The sequence below is a fragment of the Brevibacterium sp. genome (genome assembly GCF_031179145.1).
Classification (GTDB): domain Bacteria; phylum Actinomycetota; class Actinomycetes; order Actinomycetales; family Brevibacteriaceae; genus Brevibacterium.
Genome location: NZ_JAPSIB010000003.1, coordinates 12,573 through 29,467, shown reverse-complemented (window position 1 = coordinate 29,467; position 16,895 = coordinate 12,573). Strand labels below are relative to the sequence as shown.

16 protein-coding genes are annotated in these 16,895 nt (G+C 67.7%); 9 read left to right on the top strand and 7 right to left on the bottom strand.

Features of this window, described 5'->3' with window-relative positions; all coding sequences use genetic code 11:
- Nucleotides 1-34 precede the first annotated feature (34 nt).
- The 3 genes from RIT73_RS03350 to RIT73_RS03340 form a co-directional block, all read right to left on the bottom strand.
- Nucleotides 35-1,018 (bottom strand): sigma-70 family RNA polymerase sigma factor, encoded by a 984-nt coding sequence (locus RIT73_RS03350; RefSeq protein ID WP_309130638.1) that lies wholly within the window; start codon nucleotides 1,016-1,018, stop codon nucleotides 35-37.
- A 31-nt stretch (nucleotides 1,019-1,049) separates the two neighbouring features.
- Entirely contained in the window at nucleotides 1,050-1,508 is a 459-nt protein-coding gene (locus RIT73_RS03345; protein WP_309130637.1) for a carboxymuconolactone decarboxylase family protein, read from the bottom strand.
- Between the two features lie 215 nt (nucleotides 1,509-1,723).
- On the bottom strand, nucleotides 1,724-2,656 hold the full coding sequence (locus RIT73_RS03340) for a serine/threonine dehydratase (RefSeq protein ID WP_309130636.1): 933 nt from the start codon (nucleotides 2,654-2,656) through the stop codon (nucleotides 1,724-1,726).
- Nucleotides 2,657-2,840: 184 nt separating this feature from the next.
- Between RIT73_RS03340 and RIT73_RS03335 the strand changes: the two genes are divergently transcribed.
- Together RIT73_RS03335 and RIT73_RS03330 are read left to right on the top strand one after the other, a co-directional pair.
- Nucleotides 2,841-4,277 (top strand): MFS transporter, encoded by a 1,437-nt coding sequence (locus tag RIT73_RS03335; RefSeq protein ID WP_309130635.1) that lies wholly within the window; start codon nucleotides 2,841-2,843, stop codon nucleotides 4,275-4,277.
- Nucleotides 4,278-4,359: 82 nt separating this feature from the next.
- Entirely contained in the window at nucleotides 4,360-5,478 is a 1,119-nt protein-coding gene (locus RIT73_RS03330; protein ID WP_309130634.1) for a Gfo/Idh/MocA family oxidoreductase, read from the top strand.
- A 243-nt stretch (nucleotides 5,479-5,721) separates the two neighbouring features.
- On the opposite strand, the gene RIT73_RS03325 is transcribed toward RIT73_RS03330, so the two are convergent.
- Complete coding sequence (locus tag RIT73_RS03325) at nucleotides 5,722-7,059, bottom strand: MFS transporter (protein ID WP_309130633.1); 1,338 nt, start codon at nucleotides 7,057-7,059, stop codon at nucleotides 5,722-5,724.
- A gap of 242 nt (nucleotides 7,060-7,301) precedes the next feature.
- Between RIT73_RS03325 and paaZ the strand changes: the two genes are divergently transcribed.
- Entirely contained in the window at nucleotides 7,302-9,371 is a 2,070-nt protein-coding gene (paaZ, locus tag RIT73_RS03320) for a phenylacetic acid degradation bifunctional protein PaaZ (protein ID WP_309130632.1), read from the top strand.
- 32 nt (nucleotides 9,372-9,403) lie between these two features.
- Here the strand turns inward: paaZ and RIT73_RS03315 are convergent, their stop codons facing one another.
- The 3 genes from RIT73_RS03315 to paaI are packed head-to-tail and all read right to left on the bottom strand — an operon-like array spanning nucleotide 9,404 to nucleotide 11,887.
- Nucleotides 9,404-10,093, bottom strand: coding sequence for a TetR/AcrR family transcriptional regulator (locus tag RIT73_RS03315; protein WP_309130631.1), 690 nt, complete (start codon nucleotides 10,091-10,093; stop codon nucleotides 9,404-9,406).
- A gap of 33 nt (nucleotides 10,094-10,126) precedes the next feature.
- Nucleotides 10,127-11,446, bottom strand: a complete 1,320-nt coding sequence (paaK, locus tag RIT73_RS03310) for a phenylacetate--CoA ligase PaaK (protein WP_309130630.1) — start codon at nucleotides 11,444-11,446, stop codon at nucleotides 10,127-10,129.
- A gap of 9 nt (nucleotides 11,447-11,455) precedes the next feature.
- Nucleotides 11,456-11,887 (bottom strand): hydroxyphenylacetyl-CoA thioesterase PaaI, encoded by a 432-nt coding sequence (paaI, locus tag RIT73_RS03305; RefSeq protein ID WP_309130629.1) that lies wholly within the window; start codon nucleotides 11,885-11,887, stop codon nucleotides 11,456-11,458.
- Between the two features lie 139 nt (nucleotides 11,888-12,026).
- Between paaI and RIT73_RS03300 the strand changes: the two genes are divergently transcribed.
- The 6 genes from RIT73_RS03300 (at nucleotide 12,027) to paaE (ending at nucleotide 16,867) form a co-directional block, all read left to right on the top strand.
- The gene (locus tag RIT73_RS03300; RefSeq protein WP_309130628.1) at nucleotides 12,027-12,479 is read left to right on the top strand and encodes a hypothetical protein; all 453 of its coding nucleotides are present in this window, start codon (nucleotides 12,027-12,029) and stop codon (nucleotides 12,477-12,479) included.
- 347 nt (nucleotides 12,480-12,826) lie between these two features.
- Nucleotides 12,827-13,798 carry a 1,2-phenylacetyl-CoA epoxidase subunit PaaA gene (gene paaA, locus RIT73_RS03295; protein ID WP_309130627.1) on the top strand — a complete coding sequence of 324 codons (972 nt, stop codon included), beginning with the start codon at nucleotides 12,827-12,829 and terminating at the stop codon, nucleotides 13,796-13,798.
- A complete protein-coding gene (gene paaB, locus RIT73_RS03290) occupies nucleotides 13,795-14,151 on the top strand; it encodes a 1,2-phenylacetyl-CoA epoxidase subunit PaaB (RefSeq protein WP_309130626.1) in 357 nt (118 codons plus the stop codon). Before paaA ends, paaB begins: the two co-directional genes overlap by 4 nt.
- A gap of 10 nt (nucleotides 14,152-14,161) precedes the next feature.
- On the top strand, nucleotides 14,162-15,208 hold the full coding sequence (gene paaC / locus RIT73_RS03285) for a 1,2-phenylacetyl-CoA epoxidase subunit PaaC (RefSeq protein WP_309130625.1): 1,047 nt from the start codon (nucleotides 14,162-14,164) through the stop codon (nucleotides 15,206-15,208).
- A complete protein-coding gene (gene paaD, locus RIT73_RS03280; RefSeq protein ID WP_309130624.1) occupies nucleotides 15,202-15,744 on the top strand; it encodes a 1,2-phenylacetyl-CoA epoxidase subunit PaaD in 543 nt (180 codons plus the stop codon). Before paaC ends, paaD begins: the two co-directional genes overlap by 7 nt.
- A 1-nt stretch (nucleotide 15,745) precedes the next feature.
- Entirely contained in the window at nucleotides 15,746-16,867 is a 1,122-nt protein-coding gene (gene paaE / locus RIT73_RS03275) for a 1,2-phenylacetyl-CoA epoxidase subunit PaaE (RefSeq protein ID WP_309130623.1), read from the top strand.
- Nucleotides 16,868-16,895: the final 28 nt, after the last annotated feature.

The following is a 16,895-nucleotide window of genomic DNA, read 5'->3' as shown; positions in this document are numbered from 1 at the left end:
TGGTGCCCCGCAGCATTGGCGCACGTTCGTGAGATCAGAGCCGGGCGAGCTTGTCCGGGTTGGAGATCAGGCGGATCTCAGCGATGCGTCCATCGGCTCGGAACTCGACGGCGATGAGGTCCGAGCGCCCATAGTGGTGCAGGCGCAGGCCGGTCTCGGCCACGAGCTGTGCCTCGGAGAGGCGGAAGGGCACCTCGGGGTGCAGCCGATGCGACTTCCGACGGATCCCTGTGAAGAACCGGCCGACCCGCTCGGCGCCGAAGACCGGGTTGAGGGCGCTGCGCACCTTGCCTCCGCCATCGGTCCACAGCACGGCCCCGGGTGCGAGCAGATCGACGACGCGTTCGAGGTCACCATCGGCGATCGCCGCCCCGAGCCGCGAAATCGCCTGCAGCCGCGCATTGTCTTGCAGTCGCGCGCTGCTCTGCACTGGCACACTGTCCTGCGGGCCTACCCCCGTCTCGGCGAGGTGACCGGTCTCCCGCAACCGCCGTTCAGCACGGGAGATGAGCTGGCGCACTGCGGCGGCCGAGCGATCGAGGATGACGCCGATCTCCGGGGCGGTGAGCTCGAAGGCGCGGTGGAGGATGAGGGCGGCGCGCGCCTCAGGCCGCAGCTGCTCGGACACGTGCAGCAGTGCGAGGCTGAGCAGCTCCCCGTTGGCCACCGCATCGTCGGGCAGCACCTCGGCAGAGATCGGTTCGGGCATCCACGGGCCGGGGTAGTCCTCCCGGGAGGCGGCCAGGCGGCGAACGCGGTCGATGGAACGGCGGACGCAGACGGTGGTCAGCCACTTCGGCCACGACCGCACGGAATCGGCATCGCCCTGTTCGCACCGGATCGCCTCGATCGCCACTTCGGAGACCACGTCCTCGGCCTCCCCGAAATCGCCGAGCATGCGATAGGCGATCCCGAGCAGGCGCCCCCGCTCGGCGCGCCAGGCCTCCGTCGCCGAGGTAGTCGTCGTCTCGACCGCGTCTCCTGAACGGTCTGCCGGGCGGGCGGACGGAACGGTCATTCTGCCCCCGTCCGCCCGCTCGGCGGCGGCGTCATTCGACGGGGTGCTGCGCATCGACCGGTGGGGTCACCTCGGCGGCGATGGAGATGCGGTTCCATACGTTGATGGTACCGATGGCGACGAGCAGATCACCGATCTCCTCGTCGCTGAAATGTTGCTTCACCCGGCCCCACACCTCGTCGCTGACCGAGTCGGCGGAGATCTGGGTGACGGCGTCCGTGAGGGCGAGCACGGCTCGCTCCCGCTCCTCGAAGAGCTCGCCCGCATGCTGCCAGCCGGCGACGGCGTGCAGTCGCCTGGCGGCCATCCCCTTCGACCGTGCTTCCGTGGTGTGCATGTCGATGCAGAAACCGCAGCCATTGAGGATCGAGGCGCGGATCTTGACGAATTCCAGGAGTTCGGGATCGACGGTGCTCCTGATATGCGCTTCCATCCTGCGGACGGCCGCGAACCCCTTCGGGCTCGCCTTCTCGAGGTTGAGTCGTGCCATGTCATTCTCCTTGTGCCGGTTCGACTGTCGGCGGCGGTGGCTCCGCTCGCCCGAGCGGTGGGGCTCACCCGGCGGCGAAGACACCGGCCCGGGCGGCGGAAGACCGCTCACCTGTGTGTCGAAGCCGGGCCGCGAAGTGTGACAGCGGGCCTCGGTTCGGAGCTCGTCAGCGTGGTTTCGCTTCTGTCATCGCCGAGAATCCGCGAGGTCTCGCCTCAGAGATCACCGAGGCTGGTGTTGGCTCCGCAGAGGACGACGCAGATCTTCTCCCCAGCCTGCGGCCGGTACCCACCGGGCGCGAGGATCCCCGCCAATGCCGTGGCGGCCGCGTGCTCGACTGCCACCCGATGCTCGTCCCACAGCAGCTGCCGGGCGTCCTTGATCTGCTCATCGCTGACGAGCACCGAGGTGACCAGGTCGTTCTGCGCCGCATGGAGCGCGAGCTCTGTCACCCGGCGTGCCCCGAGCGAATCAGCGGCGACCGAGTCGACCGTGACGTCGACGACTTCGCCGGCCCGCAGCGCGGCATTGAGGGCACGGCACTTCTCTGGTTCGACCGCGACCGTGTGCACACCATGGTGCTGCGCGGCTGTTGCCACCCCGGCGAACAGTCCGCCACCCCCGACCGCGACGACGACGGTGTCGAGGTCGGGGATCTGGGAGAGGATCTCGGTCATCAGCGTTCCGGCGCCGGCGGCGATGAGCGGGTGATCGTAGGCGTGGGAGGCAAGGGCACCGGAGGTCGCCACGAACTCCTCGCACGCGGCAGCCGCCTCGGCGTACTCCGATCCGATGAGCCGAACATCAGCGCCGTAGCCGCGCAGCCGATCGACCTTCACCGCAGGAGCGTTGGCCGGCAGGAACACCGTCGCGGGCACACCCTCCGCACCGGCCGCCCACGCGCAGGCAAGACCCGCGTTGCCGCCGGAGGCGATCGTGACTCCGGCGGCGGGCAGCGTGCCGGCCTCCATGTGTGCGCGAATGAAGTTCTGCGCACCCCTGGCCTTGAATGTGCCGGTGTGCTGCATGAACTCGAGGGCGAAGACAAGCGGTGACTCCGGGGAGGGTGCCGTGACCGTGACGGGTCGGACCCGACCGGCGATCCTCGTCGATGCCGACGCCACCTCGGCGTAGCTGAGTTCGTTCATCGGCACATCCTCTCTCGGGGGTTCATCTGCACAGTAGCCGATGAGTGGCGTGGATCTCCTCGCGCCGACTTGCACCGTATACCCAGGGAGGGTATAGATTGGGCACGACATAGATACACCCAGGGGGTATGCGAAGACCCCGGTGACCGTCCGAATCGAGAGGACCACGATGAGAAGGACTGCCATGAGCGAGAAACGAGCGGCCACAGGTGGGGCGCTCGCTCTGCTGGTGATCGCCACGGCCCAGCTGATGCTGGTGCTCGACGATTCGATCGTCAACATCGCGTTGCCGAGCATCCAGCACGAACTCACCGTCGACCCCGTCCACCTTCCATGGGTCGTCAACGGCTACATCCTCGCCTTCGGGGCACTGCTCCTCCTCGGTGGACGCATCGGCGACGTCTGGGGGAGGAAGCGGACACTGCAGCTGGGCCTCCTCGTCTTCGTTCTCGCCTCGTTCGTCGGTGGCCTGGGACCCAACGTCGAAACACTCATCGCCGCCCGCGCCGTCCAGGGCATCGGCGCGGCACTGGCCTCGCCCAACGCGCTCGCGCTGATCACCACGACCTTCGACGACCGGTCGATGCGGGACAAGGCCCTCTCGCTCTACGGCGCGATGAGCGGCCTCGGAATCATCCTCGGGCTCATCCTCGGCGGAGTCCTCACCGGCACCCTGGGATGGCGCTGGGTCTTCTTCATCAATGTCCCGATCGGGCTGCTGGCACTGCTCGGCACTCGCACCCTGACCGCGGGTGAGCCGCACACCGGGCGGATCGGGACCCTCGACGCGGTGCTCGGAACCGGCGGAATGGTCGCGCTCGTGTACTCCATCACCCGCTTCGGCGAAACCGGAATGGGGGATCCCATCGCGCTCGCCCTCGTCGCCACAGCCGCCGTGCTGCTGGTCCTCTTCGTGGTCGTGCAGGCCCGCAGTGCGAACCCGCTGGTGCCGCTGAGCCTGTTCCGCAGCCGGAATCGGTCCGGCGCCTACGTCTCGATGCTGCTGCTGGCCATCGGGCCGATGGGAACCTTCTTCATCATCACCCTCCATCTGCAGAACCTCGAGGGCTACGGTCCGCTGCAGACGGGCCTGTCCTGGCTCCCCTTCGCCCTGGGCATCTTCATCGGCGCGGGAGCCGGACCGAAGCTCATCCTCCGGTTCTCGCCACGGTTCGTCGCCGCGCTCAGCGTGGTCTTCGCGGCGGGAGCGACCTTCTGGTTCTCGCGCATTTCCTTCGACACCGCCTACTGGTGGCACCTTGCCCCGGCCATGCTGTTCCTCGCCATCGGCTACGGGATGGGAATCATGGCGCTGACCCAGGCCGCGATCTACGACGTGGAACCAGCCCGGGCGGGCATCGCCTCGGCGCTGCTGAATTCCGCGCAGCAGATCGGAGTGGCGATCGGCCTGGCCCTGCTGGCCGGGATCGCCGCCACGGTCACCGCGACCCGCATGGGACCGGAGGCGACCGGCGCCGAGGTGACGCCTGAGGCGCTGCTCGAGGGGTACCAGTTCGCGCTGATGGCAGGATCCATCGTCGTCCTCGTCGCCGGGATCGTCGCGATCCTCGCTCTGCGGGCACCGGTTCCGGCCGGGACTGACCGGGAACCCGTCTCCTGAGCGCGGGGCGAGTCGCCACCGCTGAGGCCTGGCTGAGCCGTAGAGTGGCGACGACGTCCTGTTTTCTCTCGGAGGTGCTGAAATGACTGCTGCGACCACAGACGGAGCAACCACTCCTGCCCCGATCCGAGCCGCCGTAGTCGGCTTCGGCACGTCCGGGCGGACCTTCCACGCGCCGCTTCTCGCCGACAGTCCGGACTACGTGATCTCAGCGATCGTGACGTCCGACGAGAATCGTCGCAGCGATGCGCAGTCGACCCACCCCGATGCGACCATCCATGACACGTTCGAGGACCTGCTCGAGCGCATCGACGCCGACGGCGACATCGATCTCGTCGTCATCGGAACCCCGCCCGCGCTCCACCGGGAGCAGGCGATCGCGGCCCTCGAGCGCGACCTCAGCGTCGTCGTCGACAAACCCTTCGCCGCCACTGCCGAGGATGCCCGCGCGATCTTGGAGGCGGCGGACGCCTCGGCGGGGAAGCTGAGCGTCTACCAGAACCGACGCTGGGACACGGACTTCCTCACCCTCAGCGCAGTGCTCGACGAAGGAGCGCTGGGTCAGGTGCGGACCTTCGAGTCCCGCGTCGAGTCGTGGAGCATGCGACCACCGGGCAGCTGGAAGGACAGCACCCCGGCCGCTGAGGGCGGCGGCGTCCTCTTCGACCTCGGCACACACCTGCTCGACCAGGCGGTGGTCCTGTTCGGCCCGATCAGCGATGTGTACGCCGAACTCGCCGCCTACAATCCCGACGCTCAGGCCGACGAGGACGCGTTCGTGTCGCTCCTGCACGAGAACGGGGTACGCTCCCGGCTGTGGATGAACCGCCGCAGCCCCGCCCCCGGCGCCCGCTTCAGCGTCACCGGTGACCAAGCGGCTTTCGTCAGCATCGGCAAGGACCCGCAGGAGGCGCAGCTGGGTACGGGAGTGCTGCCCTCGGAGGACGAGTACGGGACGCCCGAAGCCCCCGAGTCGATGCAGATCCACACCCCTCCGCAGCCGCCCACCGGCGGTCCCGGGGCTCCGGCGAGCACGAAGACGCCTGACATCGTGCGGGGAGACTACCCCGGCTTCTACCGGCAGATGGCGGCCGCGATCCGTGGTGAGGGCGACGTTCCGGTCGATCCCTACGAGTCGGCGCAGGTGCTCGCCCTGATCGAGAAGATCCACGCCGAGTTCCCGGTGCGCACCCGCGGCTGAGCCGCCTCGGCGGAGTCGCCTCGCGCGTCTCGGCGGCAACTTGTGTGCACTTCGCTTCGATCTGCGCCAACTTGTGTGCACTTCGCTTCGATCTGAGCGAGAAAATCGAACCGAAGTCCGCTCAATTTGGGCGGCTGCGTGCTGAAGCGCGGCCTGAGGACACGGTGCCCGTCGTCGTGCAGCGGACCCACCCGCCGCAGCGCGCACCCGCCGCAGCGAACCCACCCCCGCGCCTGAGCCACCTCAGGCGTGATGCTTCTCCACGCCGAGCGGAACTCCCTTGGTCTCCTTGACCATGCTGACGGCGATGAGGGAGATGACGCAGACGACGATCATGTAGACCGCGATCGACAGGGACGTGCCGGTGGACCGCAGCAGCGCCTCGGCGATGGTCGGGGCGAAGGCACCGCCGAGGATCGCACCGAGCGCATACCCGATCGAGACGCCCGAGTACCGGATCTGGGCGGGGAACATCTCCGCATAGAGAGCCGACATCGGTCCGTAGCTCAGGCCCATGCCGACGGTGAGGACGAGGATGCCGATGCCGTACAGCCAGATGTTGGCCGCATCGATCATGAGGAACGTCGGCACCATCCAGAGGATGAGCAGGCCGTAGCCGATCTGGAACGTGCGAATACGGCCCAGCTTGTCCGAGAGCGTCCCACCCCACATCGTGAACACGAGCCAGCCGAAGCTCGCCACCGTCGTCGCCAGAAGCACGGGCGCGCGGTCGAGCCCGACCGCTCCGCCCTCCTCGACCGGACGGGAGGCGTAGGCGGCGAAGAACGCGATGATCATGTATCCGACCGCGTTGTTGCCGATGAAGATGAGCGCGGTGAGGATGACCTCCCGCGTGTTCGTCTTGAACAGAGTCGACAGCGGAGCCGAGGATTCGGCGCGCCGCTCGGCGAGTTCGGCGAACACGGGGCTCTCCTCGACCCGGCGGCGGATGTAATAGCCGACGAGAACGAGGACGATCGAGAACAGGAACGGGATCCTCCACCCGAAGCTCAAGAACTGCTCCGGGGTGAGGACTGTGGTGAGGATCCAGATCACGCCGGTCGCGAGGATCATGCCGATAGGCACTCCGATCTGGGGGAATGCCCCGAACAGGCCGCGCTTGCCAACGGGCGCGTGCTCGACGGACAGGAGTGCTGCGCCGCCCCACTCTCCGCCGGCGGAGAAGCCCTGCAGGATCCGCAGGAACATCAGCAGGATCGGGGCCGCGACCCCGATCTGCGCGTAGGTCGGCAGCAGGCCGATGAGGGAGGTCGCCAGCCCCATGAGCATCAGGGTCATCACCAGCATGGCTTTGCGCCCGATCTTGTCGCCGAGGTGACCGGCGATGATCGCGCCCAGGGGCCGGAACAGGAATGAGATCCCCAGGGACGCCCACGCCATGATCTGTCCCAGCCCGGGACTGTCGGAGGCGAGCGGGGCGAAGAACTGGGACGCGAGGACGAGGCCGGCGGCCTGGGCGTAGATGAAGAAGTCGTACCACTCGATCGTGGTGCCGACGAGAGTGCCGGCCAGGACCTTGCGCTCCTCGGCGGTGTAGGACGGGACGGGGGCTGTGGGCATGAGCGGCTTCCCTGCCAATCGGATCGTGCGGATGTGGTCTGCGGACAAGCCTCGTTGCGTCCGAAGTGCGGACTGCTCCGTTGCCGCCGCCTGACTGCTCGGTCAGTAATTGTGTCGATCATAGGTGAGAAAGTGAGCCCTGTCACTCGTTTCAGTGACAATTACCGACCGATTGGTTAGTATCTGTCTGAGGAGCGAATGCCGTATTTCGGCGTACCCCCATTCTTCGAAGGAGAGCAGGCATGACGGAGATCCTCGGTTCTTTTGTGGCCGGATCCTGGCACACCCCGACGCCGGAGGGCCGCGGCGAAGCAGCGGGCGCAACCGCAGGCGGGTCGGCCCGAGCGGTCCGCGACTCCGTCACGGGAGAGCTGCTCCACCACGTGAGCTCGGAGGGGTTGGACTTCGGCGCCGTCGCCGACCATGCCCGTTCGGTCGGCGTCCCCGCGCTGCAGGAGCTGACGTTCCACCAGCGCGGCGTGATCCTCAAGCAGCTCGGCGCCCACCTGATGGAATGGGCCGCGAATTACCACGAGATCTCGTTCAGCACCGGGACCACGAAGCGTGACGCCTTCGTCGACATCGAAGGCGGGATCGGCACCCTCTTCACCTACTCGGGGGTCGCCCGCCGGCAGATGCCGAACTCGACGATCCACCTCGACGGGGGAGTCGAGCGGCTGTCGAAGGGCGGCAGCTTCGTCGGCCGTCACATCCTCACCTCCCGGCAGGGCCTGGCGCTGCAGATCAACGCCTTCAACTTCCCCGTCTGGGGAATGCTCGAGAAGTTCGCGCCGATGTTCGTCGCAGGCGTTCCCGTCGTGGTCAAGCCCGCCACCGCCTCCGCGCACCTGACTCGCGCGGTCGTCGCCGACATGATCGACTCCGGGCTGCTCCCCGACGGTTGCCTCCAGCTCATCTGCGGTGACGTCACGGGGCTCTTCGACCACCTGGCCGAGCAGGACGCCATCGCCTTCACCGGATCGGCCGCCACGGCGCGGCGTCTCGCGGACCTCGACTGCGTCAAGGAACGCGGAACCCGGTTCTTCGCCGAGGCGGACTCCCTCAACTTCTCCCTGCTCGGATCCGATGCCGCCCCCGGAACGGAGGAGTTCGACCTCTTCGTCTCCGGCGTCGTCGCCGAGATGACGGTCAAGGCCGGGCAGAAGTGCACCGCCATCCGACGGACGATCGTCCCGGAGCAGCACGCCGAGGCTGTGGCGGAGGCGCTGACCGCGAAGCTCGCCGAGGCAACCGCCGGGGATCCGCGTGAGAAGTCGACCCGGTTGGGGCCGGTGATCTCGACCGATCAGCGCGGCGACGTGCTCGACGCCGTCGACGAGATCGTCGCCGCCGGCGCCCGCGTGATCACCGGCGGCCGGGAGGCCTCGGACGCGCTCGCCGACCGCTTCCCCGGCGGCGCCTTCGTCGCCCCCACCGTGCTCCGGGCCGAAGATCCCTGGATCGATGCGGTTCACGATGTCGAGGCGTTCGGACCCGTGACCTCGCTCATCACCTACTCGTCCCTCGACGAGGCGGTCCGGCTCGCCGCCCGTGGCCGCGGATCCCTCGTCGGCTCCGTCGTCACTCACGACCCGGCGTTCGCCACGGAATTCGTGCGGAAGGTCGCCCCCTGGCACGGCCGCATCCTCGTCCTCGACCGCGACGACGCGAAGGAGTCGACCGGCCACGGCTCGCCCCTGCCCACTCTGGTCCATGGCGGTCCGGGTCGGGCCGGAGGCGGCGAGGAGCTCGGCGGTCTGCGGGGAGTCGAGCACTTCATGCAGCGCACCGCGATCCAGGCCTCGCCGGACATGCTCACCGCGATCTCAGGTGAGTGGGTGCAGGGAGCTGAGCGTCACCTCGGCGAGCATCCGTTCACGAAGTCCCTGGCGGATCTGCGGATCGGGGACGCGCTGGAATCGGAATGGCGCACGGTCACTCTCGAGGACATCGAGCACTTCGCGGAGTTCACCGGCGACACGTTCTATGCCCACACCGACGAGGAGGCGGCCGCGGCCAATCCGTTCTTCCCGGGCCGTGTCGCCCACGGGTATCTCATCGTGTCCTTCGCCGCGGGTCTCTTCGTCCAGCCCGACCCGGGGCCGGTGCTCGCGAACTACGGCCTCGAGGGTCTGCGCTTCGTCACCCCTGTCTCACCGGGCGACAAGCTCAAGGTCACGCTCACGGCCAAGCGCATCACGCCGCGAGAGACCGACGAATACGGCGAGGTGCGCTGGGACGCCGAGGTGGTCAACCAGGACAGCGAACCCGTCGCCAACTACGACGTCCTCACCCTGGTGGCGAAGGAGTAAAGGAGGCGCGGGGCTCCGAGCGCCAGGGAGGCTCAGGCCTCGAGGCCGGAGAATGCCATCGCGGTGACCGCGTCGGCGATGGTCTCGGGGCTGACGGGGTAGCCGGGGCGATACCACTCGGTGATCGAGTTGACCATGCCGAAGAGCAGGCGGGTGATGAGTCCGGGCGGGAAGTCGGCGCGCACGCCGCCCTCCGCGATCGCGGCGGCGACGAGGCCACGGATCTTCTCGTCGATCTTCCGCCGCTTCTCGAGCGCATCCCGCTCGACCGCCGAGTTGCCGCGCACCCGCAGCAGCAGAGTGACGGAGTGGTGGTATTCGATGAGGATGAGCACGCTGGCGTGGACAGCATGGCGGAGCTGTTCGAGAGCGGTGAGATCCGTCCGGTGGCTTTCTGCCTCGACGGCGGAGTCGAGGGCATCGGTGCCGCGGTTGATCGCCAGGCGGAGCAGCTCCTCCTTCGACTTCACATGGTGGTAGATCGCCGACTTCGTGATCCCCAGCTCCCGGGCGACCGTGTCCATCGACGTTCCGTCGTAGCCGCGGGTCACGAACACCTCGGTGGCCTTGTTGATCAGCGTCTCCCGGTCGTAGCCGGGGCGACCCCGGCGGTTGCGCTTGGGCGCTGCCGCAGCGGGGGTCGTCGGCACCTCACCGGGCGAGTCGGGCGTCGCGCCGGTTCCGCGAGCAGCGGCGGGTGCTGAAGGTGTCGATCGAGGCATGCCCATCAGTCTATCCAGCCGGTCGGATGCTGCTCAGCGGATGTTCTCGCGGCGGTCGATGATGCGTTTGAGCTTGCCGACCGACCGCGGCAGCTCGCTCGGGGTGCGCACGACCACGGTGGCGCTCACGCCGAGGCGCTCCTTGATCCGCTCGGCGACCTGCTCATCGAGGCCCTCGAGCTCCATCGCGCCGACGCCCTCCCGGTGCTCGACCTCGACGGTGACCTCATCCATTCGGTTGGGGCGGGTGAGCACGAGTTGGAAGTGCGGGCTGAGGTGTTCGAACTCGAACAGCACGGTCTCGACGTTGGCCGGGTAGACATTGACTCCGCGGATGATGATGAGGTCGTCCGAGCGGCCGGTGATGCGCGAGATCCGGCGGAAAGAGGGTCGAGCAGTGCCGGGCAGCAGGCTCGCCAGGTCATGAGTGCGATAGCGGATGATCGGCAGCGCTTCCTTCGTCAGCGAGGTGAACACGAGTTCGCCCTCCTCGCCGTCGGGCAGCACCTCACCGGTGAAGGGGTCGACGATCTCCGGATAGAAGTGGTCCTCCCAGATCGTCGGGCCGTCCTTGGTCTCGGCGGACTCGCTGGCGACTCCCGGACCCATCACCTCGGAGAGTCCGTAGATGTCGACGGCGTCGATGTCGAACGACTTCTCGATCTCCTTGCGCATCGCGTCCGTCCATGGCTCTGCTCCGCAGATCGCGATCTTGAGGCTTGTCGAGGTCGGGTCGATTCCCTGCTTGTGGAACTCATCGAGGATTGTGAGCAGGTAGGTGGGGGTGGCCGTGATGATGTCGGGTTTGAAGTCCTGGATCAGTTGGACCTGGCGCGGAGTCTGCCCGCCGGAGATCGGAACGACGGTGAAGCCGTGCCGCTCCGCCCCGTGCACGCCCAGCCCGCCCGTGAACAGCCCGTACCCGTAGGCGTTGTGGAGCATCTGCCCCGGCCGACCGCCGGCGATGCGGATCGAGCGCGCGATGAGGCTGCTCCAGACATCGAGGTCGCTCTGCGTATAACCGACGACCGTGGGCAGGCCCGTCGTCCCCGAGGAGGCGTGGATCCGCGCGACCTGTTCACGGGGGACCGCGAAGAGGCCGAAGGGGTAGTTGTCGCGCAGGTCCTGCTTGTTCGTGAAGGGGAGACGGGCGATGTCGTCGAGGCTCGTGATGTCCGCCGGGGTCACGCCGAGCTCATCGAAGGCCTTCCGGTAGAACGGGACCTTCTCATAGACGGTCGACACCGTGGTCTTGAGGTTCTCGAGCTGCTGCGCGCGCAGCTCGTCCAGACTCATCGTTTCACCTGAGTCGAGGTGGGTGTCAGCGCTTTCGCCGAGGCTGTTGGCGGTCATGGTGTCTCCTCAGGTGTTCTTCGGGGCGGGCAGGGTGCGGGATCGGCCGCGATAGACGGCGATGAGGTCGTCGCCGCGGGTGACGCTGACGTCATAGATCCCGGACCGCCCCTGCCTGACGACCTCGGCGGCGTGGGCGACGAGGTGATCGCCGACGTGCGTGGGTGCGAGGAAGGTGATGTCCCCGCCCGAGGCGACCGTGACCGAGCCGGGATAGTTGCAGGCCATCGCGAAGGTGGTGTCGGCGAAGAGGAAGATGTATCCGCCGTGGGTGATCTCGTGGCCGTTGGCCATGACGTCCGTGACGGTCATCGAGCACGTGGCCCAGCCGGGCCCGTGGTCGTCGAGAGTGATGCCCAGGTGCTGGGAGGCCCGGTCGTTGGCGTACATGGCTGCGGCGCCGGTGTTGTCGACGTGGCCGATGGGCCCGGATGTGCTCAAGGGAACTCCTCTTCGAGGCGGGGCGTCCGCAGACGATGGGAATAAATGACCATCTGGTCGTTAAATATAGAGTGATCCGGGTCTCATTCGCAATCCTGTTCTCGGATGCTGAGGGGCCGTGGGGTGGCAGAATGCGGGCATGGACGCTGTGCGACTGCACCTGAGGACCGACCGCACGCACCTCTTCCCGGGTGCCCGACTGACCGTCGAGGAGGTGGAGGAGGCTGCCGATGGTGGAAGCCAGGGGCTTGTGGGGAACGGAAGCCGGGGTCCCGGCGGGAATTGGGGTCGACGGGTGCTGCGGCCCGCCTCGGTGCACCTGGCCTTCATTGACGGCGTCGAGGTGGAGGCGGAGCTGCTGCAGATCGATGACCCGAGCGCAGGGCGCGCACGCGCCGAGGAGGAAGCCCCCGAGGTCGGGGGCGTGACGGCGCGGGCAGCGGGCGCAGACGCCGAATTCGTCCTCGAGGTTCCCGAGTTCCGGACCGGCGCCGGTGCGGCCATCCCGGCCAAGGCCTGGTCGATCTCGAGGGTGGAGAACGTCGCCGACGAGTTCGTCCTCGTCCTCGGCCGACGGGTCCAGGGCGCCTGAGCCTGGTCCGGGGCGCCGGAGTCCGAGCTCGCTCGCCGGCGAGGGGATGTGTTCTCGCCGAAAGTGCGGGTTTCCCTCGAGGGGTCCGGCTGTGGGCGGGAAGTGGTCCGCTCGATGAGTTCGTTTCTCGATGGCTGGATCGCTCGATGGCTGGCGCTCGCCGGCCGGGTCACGGCCGAACCGTTGCGCCTCGGCGAGGCGTGTGTCACACTAATACAGAACAAATGGTCAGTAATTGTCGAGCGCCCGGATGCAGGCTCGCGCACCCGCCCATCGTCGTCTCGGCAGTCCTGGCACATGGGTGGCAGTGAGCCATTGGCAGGGAACCATTGAGAGGTGGAGTTGTCATGACAGTCACAGAGTCGTCGACTGTGAATCCGGGCCCGGATCCGACTCTCGAGGCACAGTTCGCCGAGACGATCACGAACAAGGATCGCATCGAACCCCGCGACTGGATGCCCGAGGCGTACCGCAAGACCCTCATCCGCCAGGTCGCCCAGCACGCCCACTCCGAGATCATCGGCATGCAGCCGGAGGGCAACTGGATCTCCCGCGCGCCGTCCCTGCGCCGCAAGGCGATCCTGCTCGCCAAGGTCCAGGACGAGGCCGGCCACGGGCTCTACCTCTATTCGGCCGCCGAGACCTTGGGTGCCAGCCGCAACGAGCTCACCGAGAAGCTCATAGCCGGCAAGCAGAAGTACTCGTCGATCTTCAACTATCCGGCCCTGTCGTATACGGACGTGGGGACGATCGGGTGGCTCGTCGACGGCGCCGCGATCTGCAATCAAGTGCCCTTGTGCCGGACTTCCTTCGGGCCCTACGGCCGGGCGATGATCCGCATCTGCAAGGAGGAGTCGTTCCACCAGCGGCAGGGTTACGAACTGCTGATGACGATGATGCGCGGCACCGAGGAGCAGCGCGCGTCGGTGCAGGAGTCCGTCAACCGCTTCTGGTGGCCGGCGCTGATGATGTTCGGACCCCCCGACGACGATTCGCCGAACACGGCCCAGTCGATGGAATGGGGCATCAAAACCCACACCAATGACGAGCTGCGCCAGAAGTTCGTCGACATGTCCGTGCCTCAGGCCGAGGCGCTCGGAGTGACCTTCCCCGACGAGGGTCTGAAGTGGAACGAGGAACGCGGACACTATGACTTCTCGACCCCGGACTGGGACGAGTTCTGGTCCGTCGTCAAGGGCAATGGCCCTTGCAACGAACAGCGCCTGGCCCACCGGAAGCGGGCCTGGGACGAGGGAGCATGGGTGCGTGAGGCAGCCATGGCCTTCGCGGAGAAGTCCGCCGAGGAGGTCGCACGATGAGCGAGAACCCGACCCCCGCCTCGGCGCCGAAGGGCGAGACGGACACGACGGGGAGCGAGACGAGCACGCCGCGCGGCGAATGGCCGCTCTACGAGGTCTTCGTCCGCGGAAAGCGCGGACTCAACCACGTCCACGTCGGCTCCCTCCACGCCCCCGACGACCAGCTGGCCATCCGGCACGCCCGCGATGTCTACACCCGCCGGAACGAAGGCGTGAGCATCTGGGTCGTCCGCTCCTCCGAGATCACCGCCTCGAGCCCGGACGAGAAGGACCCCATGTTCGCCCCCAGCGGCGACAAGGTCTACCGGCATCCCACCTTCTACGACATCCCCGCCGATGTCCCGCACATGTGAGGAGACGATGATGACCTCACCCGATCCCGCCTCAGCGCCCGACGCCTCCACACCCGATCGCGCTTCAGCGCCCGACGCCTCAGCACCTGACGCCTCTGCCCCGAGCCATGCCTCCTCCGGCCCCGAGCCGGAGATCCACGTCGACCACGACGATCACGACAATGCCTACTCGGGACTGCTCGTCAACGACGCCCACTGGGCCTTCGGCACCGATTTCGAGGACCCCCTCGCCGGCGTCGAAACCACCGTTCCCGAGGGAGTCGACGCCGATGAGCTCGCCGCCTACTGCCTGATGCTCGGCGACGACGCACTCGTCTTCTCCCAGCGGATCTCGGAATGGTGCTCGAACGCGCCCGACCTCGAAGAGGACATTGCGCTGGCGAACATCGCGCTGGACCTGCTCGGCCAGGCCAGGCTGCTGCTCGCGCGGGCTGCCGCAGCCGACCCCGGTCTCGTCCCGCAGCTGCCCGAGGATTCACCCGTGCCCGACGAGGACCGGCTCGCGTTCTTCCGCGAGGACCTGGACTTCCGCAACGTCCGCCTCGCCGAGGTCCCGAACGGTGACTTCGCCGAGGCGGTCGCCAAGATCCTCATCTTCTCCACCTGGCGACTGGCGATCTTCGAGAAGCTTCAGGCCAGCAAGGACTCCGTGCTGTCGGCGATCGCGGTCAAGGGCGTCAAGGAGATGTCCTACCACCGGGACTTCGCCGCCCGGTGGGTGCTCACCCTGGCTCAGGGCACAGAGGAGTCGCGGCGTCGCGTGATCGCCGCCCTGAACGGACTCTGGCCGCTGTGGGCCGAGCTCTTCGAGACCCACCCGGTCGAATCCGCCGTCGCCGCTGCCGGCATCGGGGTCAACCCCGCCGAGATCGAGGGCGAGGTCGACGTCATCATCGAACAGGTCTTCGCCGCCGGCGGACTCGACCGCCCCGAACGCGGCGCCCTGGCCGGAGTTCGCGGGAAGAAGGGCCGCGATGGCCTCCACACCGAGGCGCTGAGCAGAATGCTCGCCGAGATGCAGGTCGTCGCCCGCGCCCATCCGAGGGGGCAGTGGTGACCGTGACACTCGAAACCGACCGCGCTGTGACACTCGAGACCGACACGCTCGCGCGCGCCCGGGCCGCCGCGGCTCGAGTCACGGACCCGGAGATGCCGATGCTCACCCTCGTCGACATCGGCGTCCTGCGGGACGTCAGCCTCGAGGACGGACGCGTCGTCACCACCATCACCCCGACCTACAGCGGCTGCCCCGCCATGGCGACGATGCGCGACGACCTCCAGCGCGAGCTTCAGGACGCGGGCTTTCCCGACGCCGAGGTGCAAGTGTCCCTGACACCGGCGTGGACGAGCGACTGGATCACCGAGAAGGGGCGCCAGGCGCTCGCCGTCGCCGGAATCTCTCCTCCCGGGGCGGCACCTCGGCGGACCGGTCCCGTCGCGCTGACCCTGCTGCCCACGCAGAGGGACGTCCACTGCACCTTGTGCGGTTCCGCGAACGTCAGACTGACCTCCGAGTTCGGCCCGACCGCCTGCAAGGCGATGTACCAGTGCCGGGGCTGCCTCGAGCCGTTCGAACACGTGAAGGAGATCTGAGATGACCGAGACGAACACGCTCGATCAGGTCCCGAATTCGATGGAGGAGAGGATCGGCGACCTGCGTTCGCGCTCGAGCTTCTACCCGCTCACCGTGAAGTCCGTCGAGCATCTCACCGAGGATTCGGCGGCGGTCACCTTCGATGTGCCCGAGGAGTACTCCGAGCTCTTCGACTTCGCCGCCGGGCAGTCACTGACCCTGCGGCGAACCGTCGACGGGGTCGAGCACCGCCGCTCCTACTCGATCTGCGCCCCGGCGGGAGCGAATCCGCGCATCGGGGTCCGGGAGATCCCGGACGGACTGTTCTCCACCTGGCTGGTCCGCGACGTCCGCCCGGGGGAGACCATCGAGGTCCAACCGCCCAGTGGCAGCTTCCGCGCGGACGCGAGCATCGGCGGCAGGCACCTGTGCATCGCCGCCGGCTCCGGGATCACCCCGATGCTCTCGATCGCGTCGACGGTGCTGAGCAACGAGGCCGCGAGCGTGACCCTGCTCTACGGCAACCGGACCACGAACTCGGTGATGTTCGCCGAGGAGCTCTCCGACCTCAAGGACTCCCGCCACCAGCAGCTCGACCTCATCCATGTGCTCTCCCGCGAGCCCCGTGAGGTCGAACTCTTCTCCGGTCGCCTCGACGCCGAGAAGCTGCGCCAGCTGCTCACCGTTCTCGTGCCCATCCACGACATGGACCATGTGTGGCTGTGTGGTCCCTTCAGAATGCTCGGCGACGCTCGCGAAGTGCTCGCCGAACTCGGCGTCCCGCCCGAGAAGATCCACTTCGAACTCTTCTACGTCGACGAGCCCCCGCCCGAGCTCATCCACGCGGACGCGGTTGTCGAGGGCGCCACCAGTGAGGTCACGATCGTGCTCGACGGACGCCGGACCACCTCGGCGATGTCACGGGGGACGACGATCCTCGACTCCGCGCAGCAGAGCCGCTCGGACCTGCCCTTCGCCTGCAAGGGCGGCGTGTGCGGAACGTGCCGGGCCAAGGTGTGCGCCGGCGAAGTCGAGATGGTCCGCAACTACGCCCTCGAGGACGCCGAGGTGGCCGCGAACTTCGTGCTCACCTGCCAGACCTTCCCGGTCAGCGACGAGGTCATCGTCGACTTCGACTCCTGACACCGGTTCGCCGGCGGTCCGGCGCTGC

What these genes read in the sequence shown, in the direction of transcription:
- RIT73_RS03350 (WP_309130638.1), bottom strand. Translation starts at nt 1,018, where the DNA reads ATGACCGTTCCGTCCGCCCGCCCGGCAGACCGTTCAGGAGACGCGGTC.
- RIT73_RS03345 (WP_309130637.1), bottom strand. Translation starts at nt 1,508, where the DNA reads ATGGCACGACTCAACCTCGAGAAGGCGAGCCCGAAGGGGTTCGCGGCC.
- RIT73_RS03340 (WP_309130636.1), bottom strand. Translation starts at nt 2,656, where the DNA reads ATGAACGAACTCAGCTACGCCGAGGTGGCGTCGGCATCGACGAGGATC.
- RIT73_RS03335 (WP_309130635.1), top strand. Translation starts at nt 2,841, where the DNA reads ATGAGCGAGAAACGAGCGGCCACAGGTGGGGCGCTCGCTCTGCTGGTG.
- RIT73_RS03330 (WP_309130634.1), top strand. Translation starts at nt 4,360, where the DNA reads ATGACTGCTGCGACCACAGACGGAGCAACCACTCCTGCCCCGATCCGA.
- RIT73_RS03325 (WP_309130633.1), bottom strand. Translation starts at nt 7,059, where the DNA reads ATGCCCACAGCCCCCGTCCCGTCCTACACCGCCGAGGAGCGCAAGGTC.
- paaZ (WP_309130632.1), top strand. Translation starts at nt 7,302, where the DNA reads ATGACGGAGATCCTCGGTTCTTTTGTGGCCGGATCCTGGCACACCCCG.
- RIT73_RS03315 (WP_309130631.1), bottom strand. Translation starts at nt 10,093, where the DNA reads ATGCCTCGATCGACACCTTCAGCACCCGCCGCTGCTCGCGGAACCGGC.
- paaK (WP_309130630.1), bottom strand. Translation starts at nt 11,446, where the DNA reads ATGACCGCCAACAGCCTCGGCGAAAGCGCTGACACCCACCTCGACTCA.
- RIT73_RS03300 (WP_309130628.1), top strand. Translation starts at nt 12,027, where the DNA reads ATGGACGCTGTGCGACTGCACCTGAGGACCGACCGCACGCACCTCTTC.
- paaA (WP_309130627.1), top strand. Translation starts at nt 12,827, where the DNA reads ATGACAGTCACAGAGTCGTCGACTGTGAATCCGGGCCCGGATCCGACT.
- paaB (WP_309130626.1), top strand. Translation starts at nt 13,795, where the DNA reads ATGAGCGAGAACCCGACCCCCGCCTCGGCGCCGAAGGGCGAGACGGAC.
- paaC (WP_309130625.1), top strand. Translation starts at nt 14,162, where the DNA reads ATGACCTCACCCGATCCCGCCTCAGCGCCCGACGCCTCCACACCCGAT.
- paaE (WP_309130623.1), top strand. Translation starts at nt 15,746, where the DNA reads ATGACCGAGACGAACACGCTCGATCAGGTCCCGAATTCGATGGAGGAG.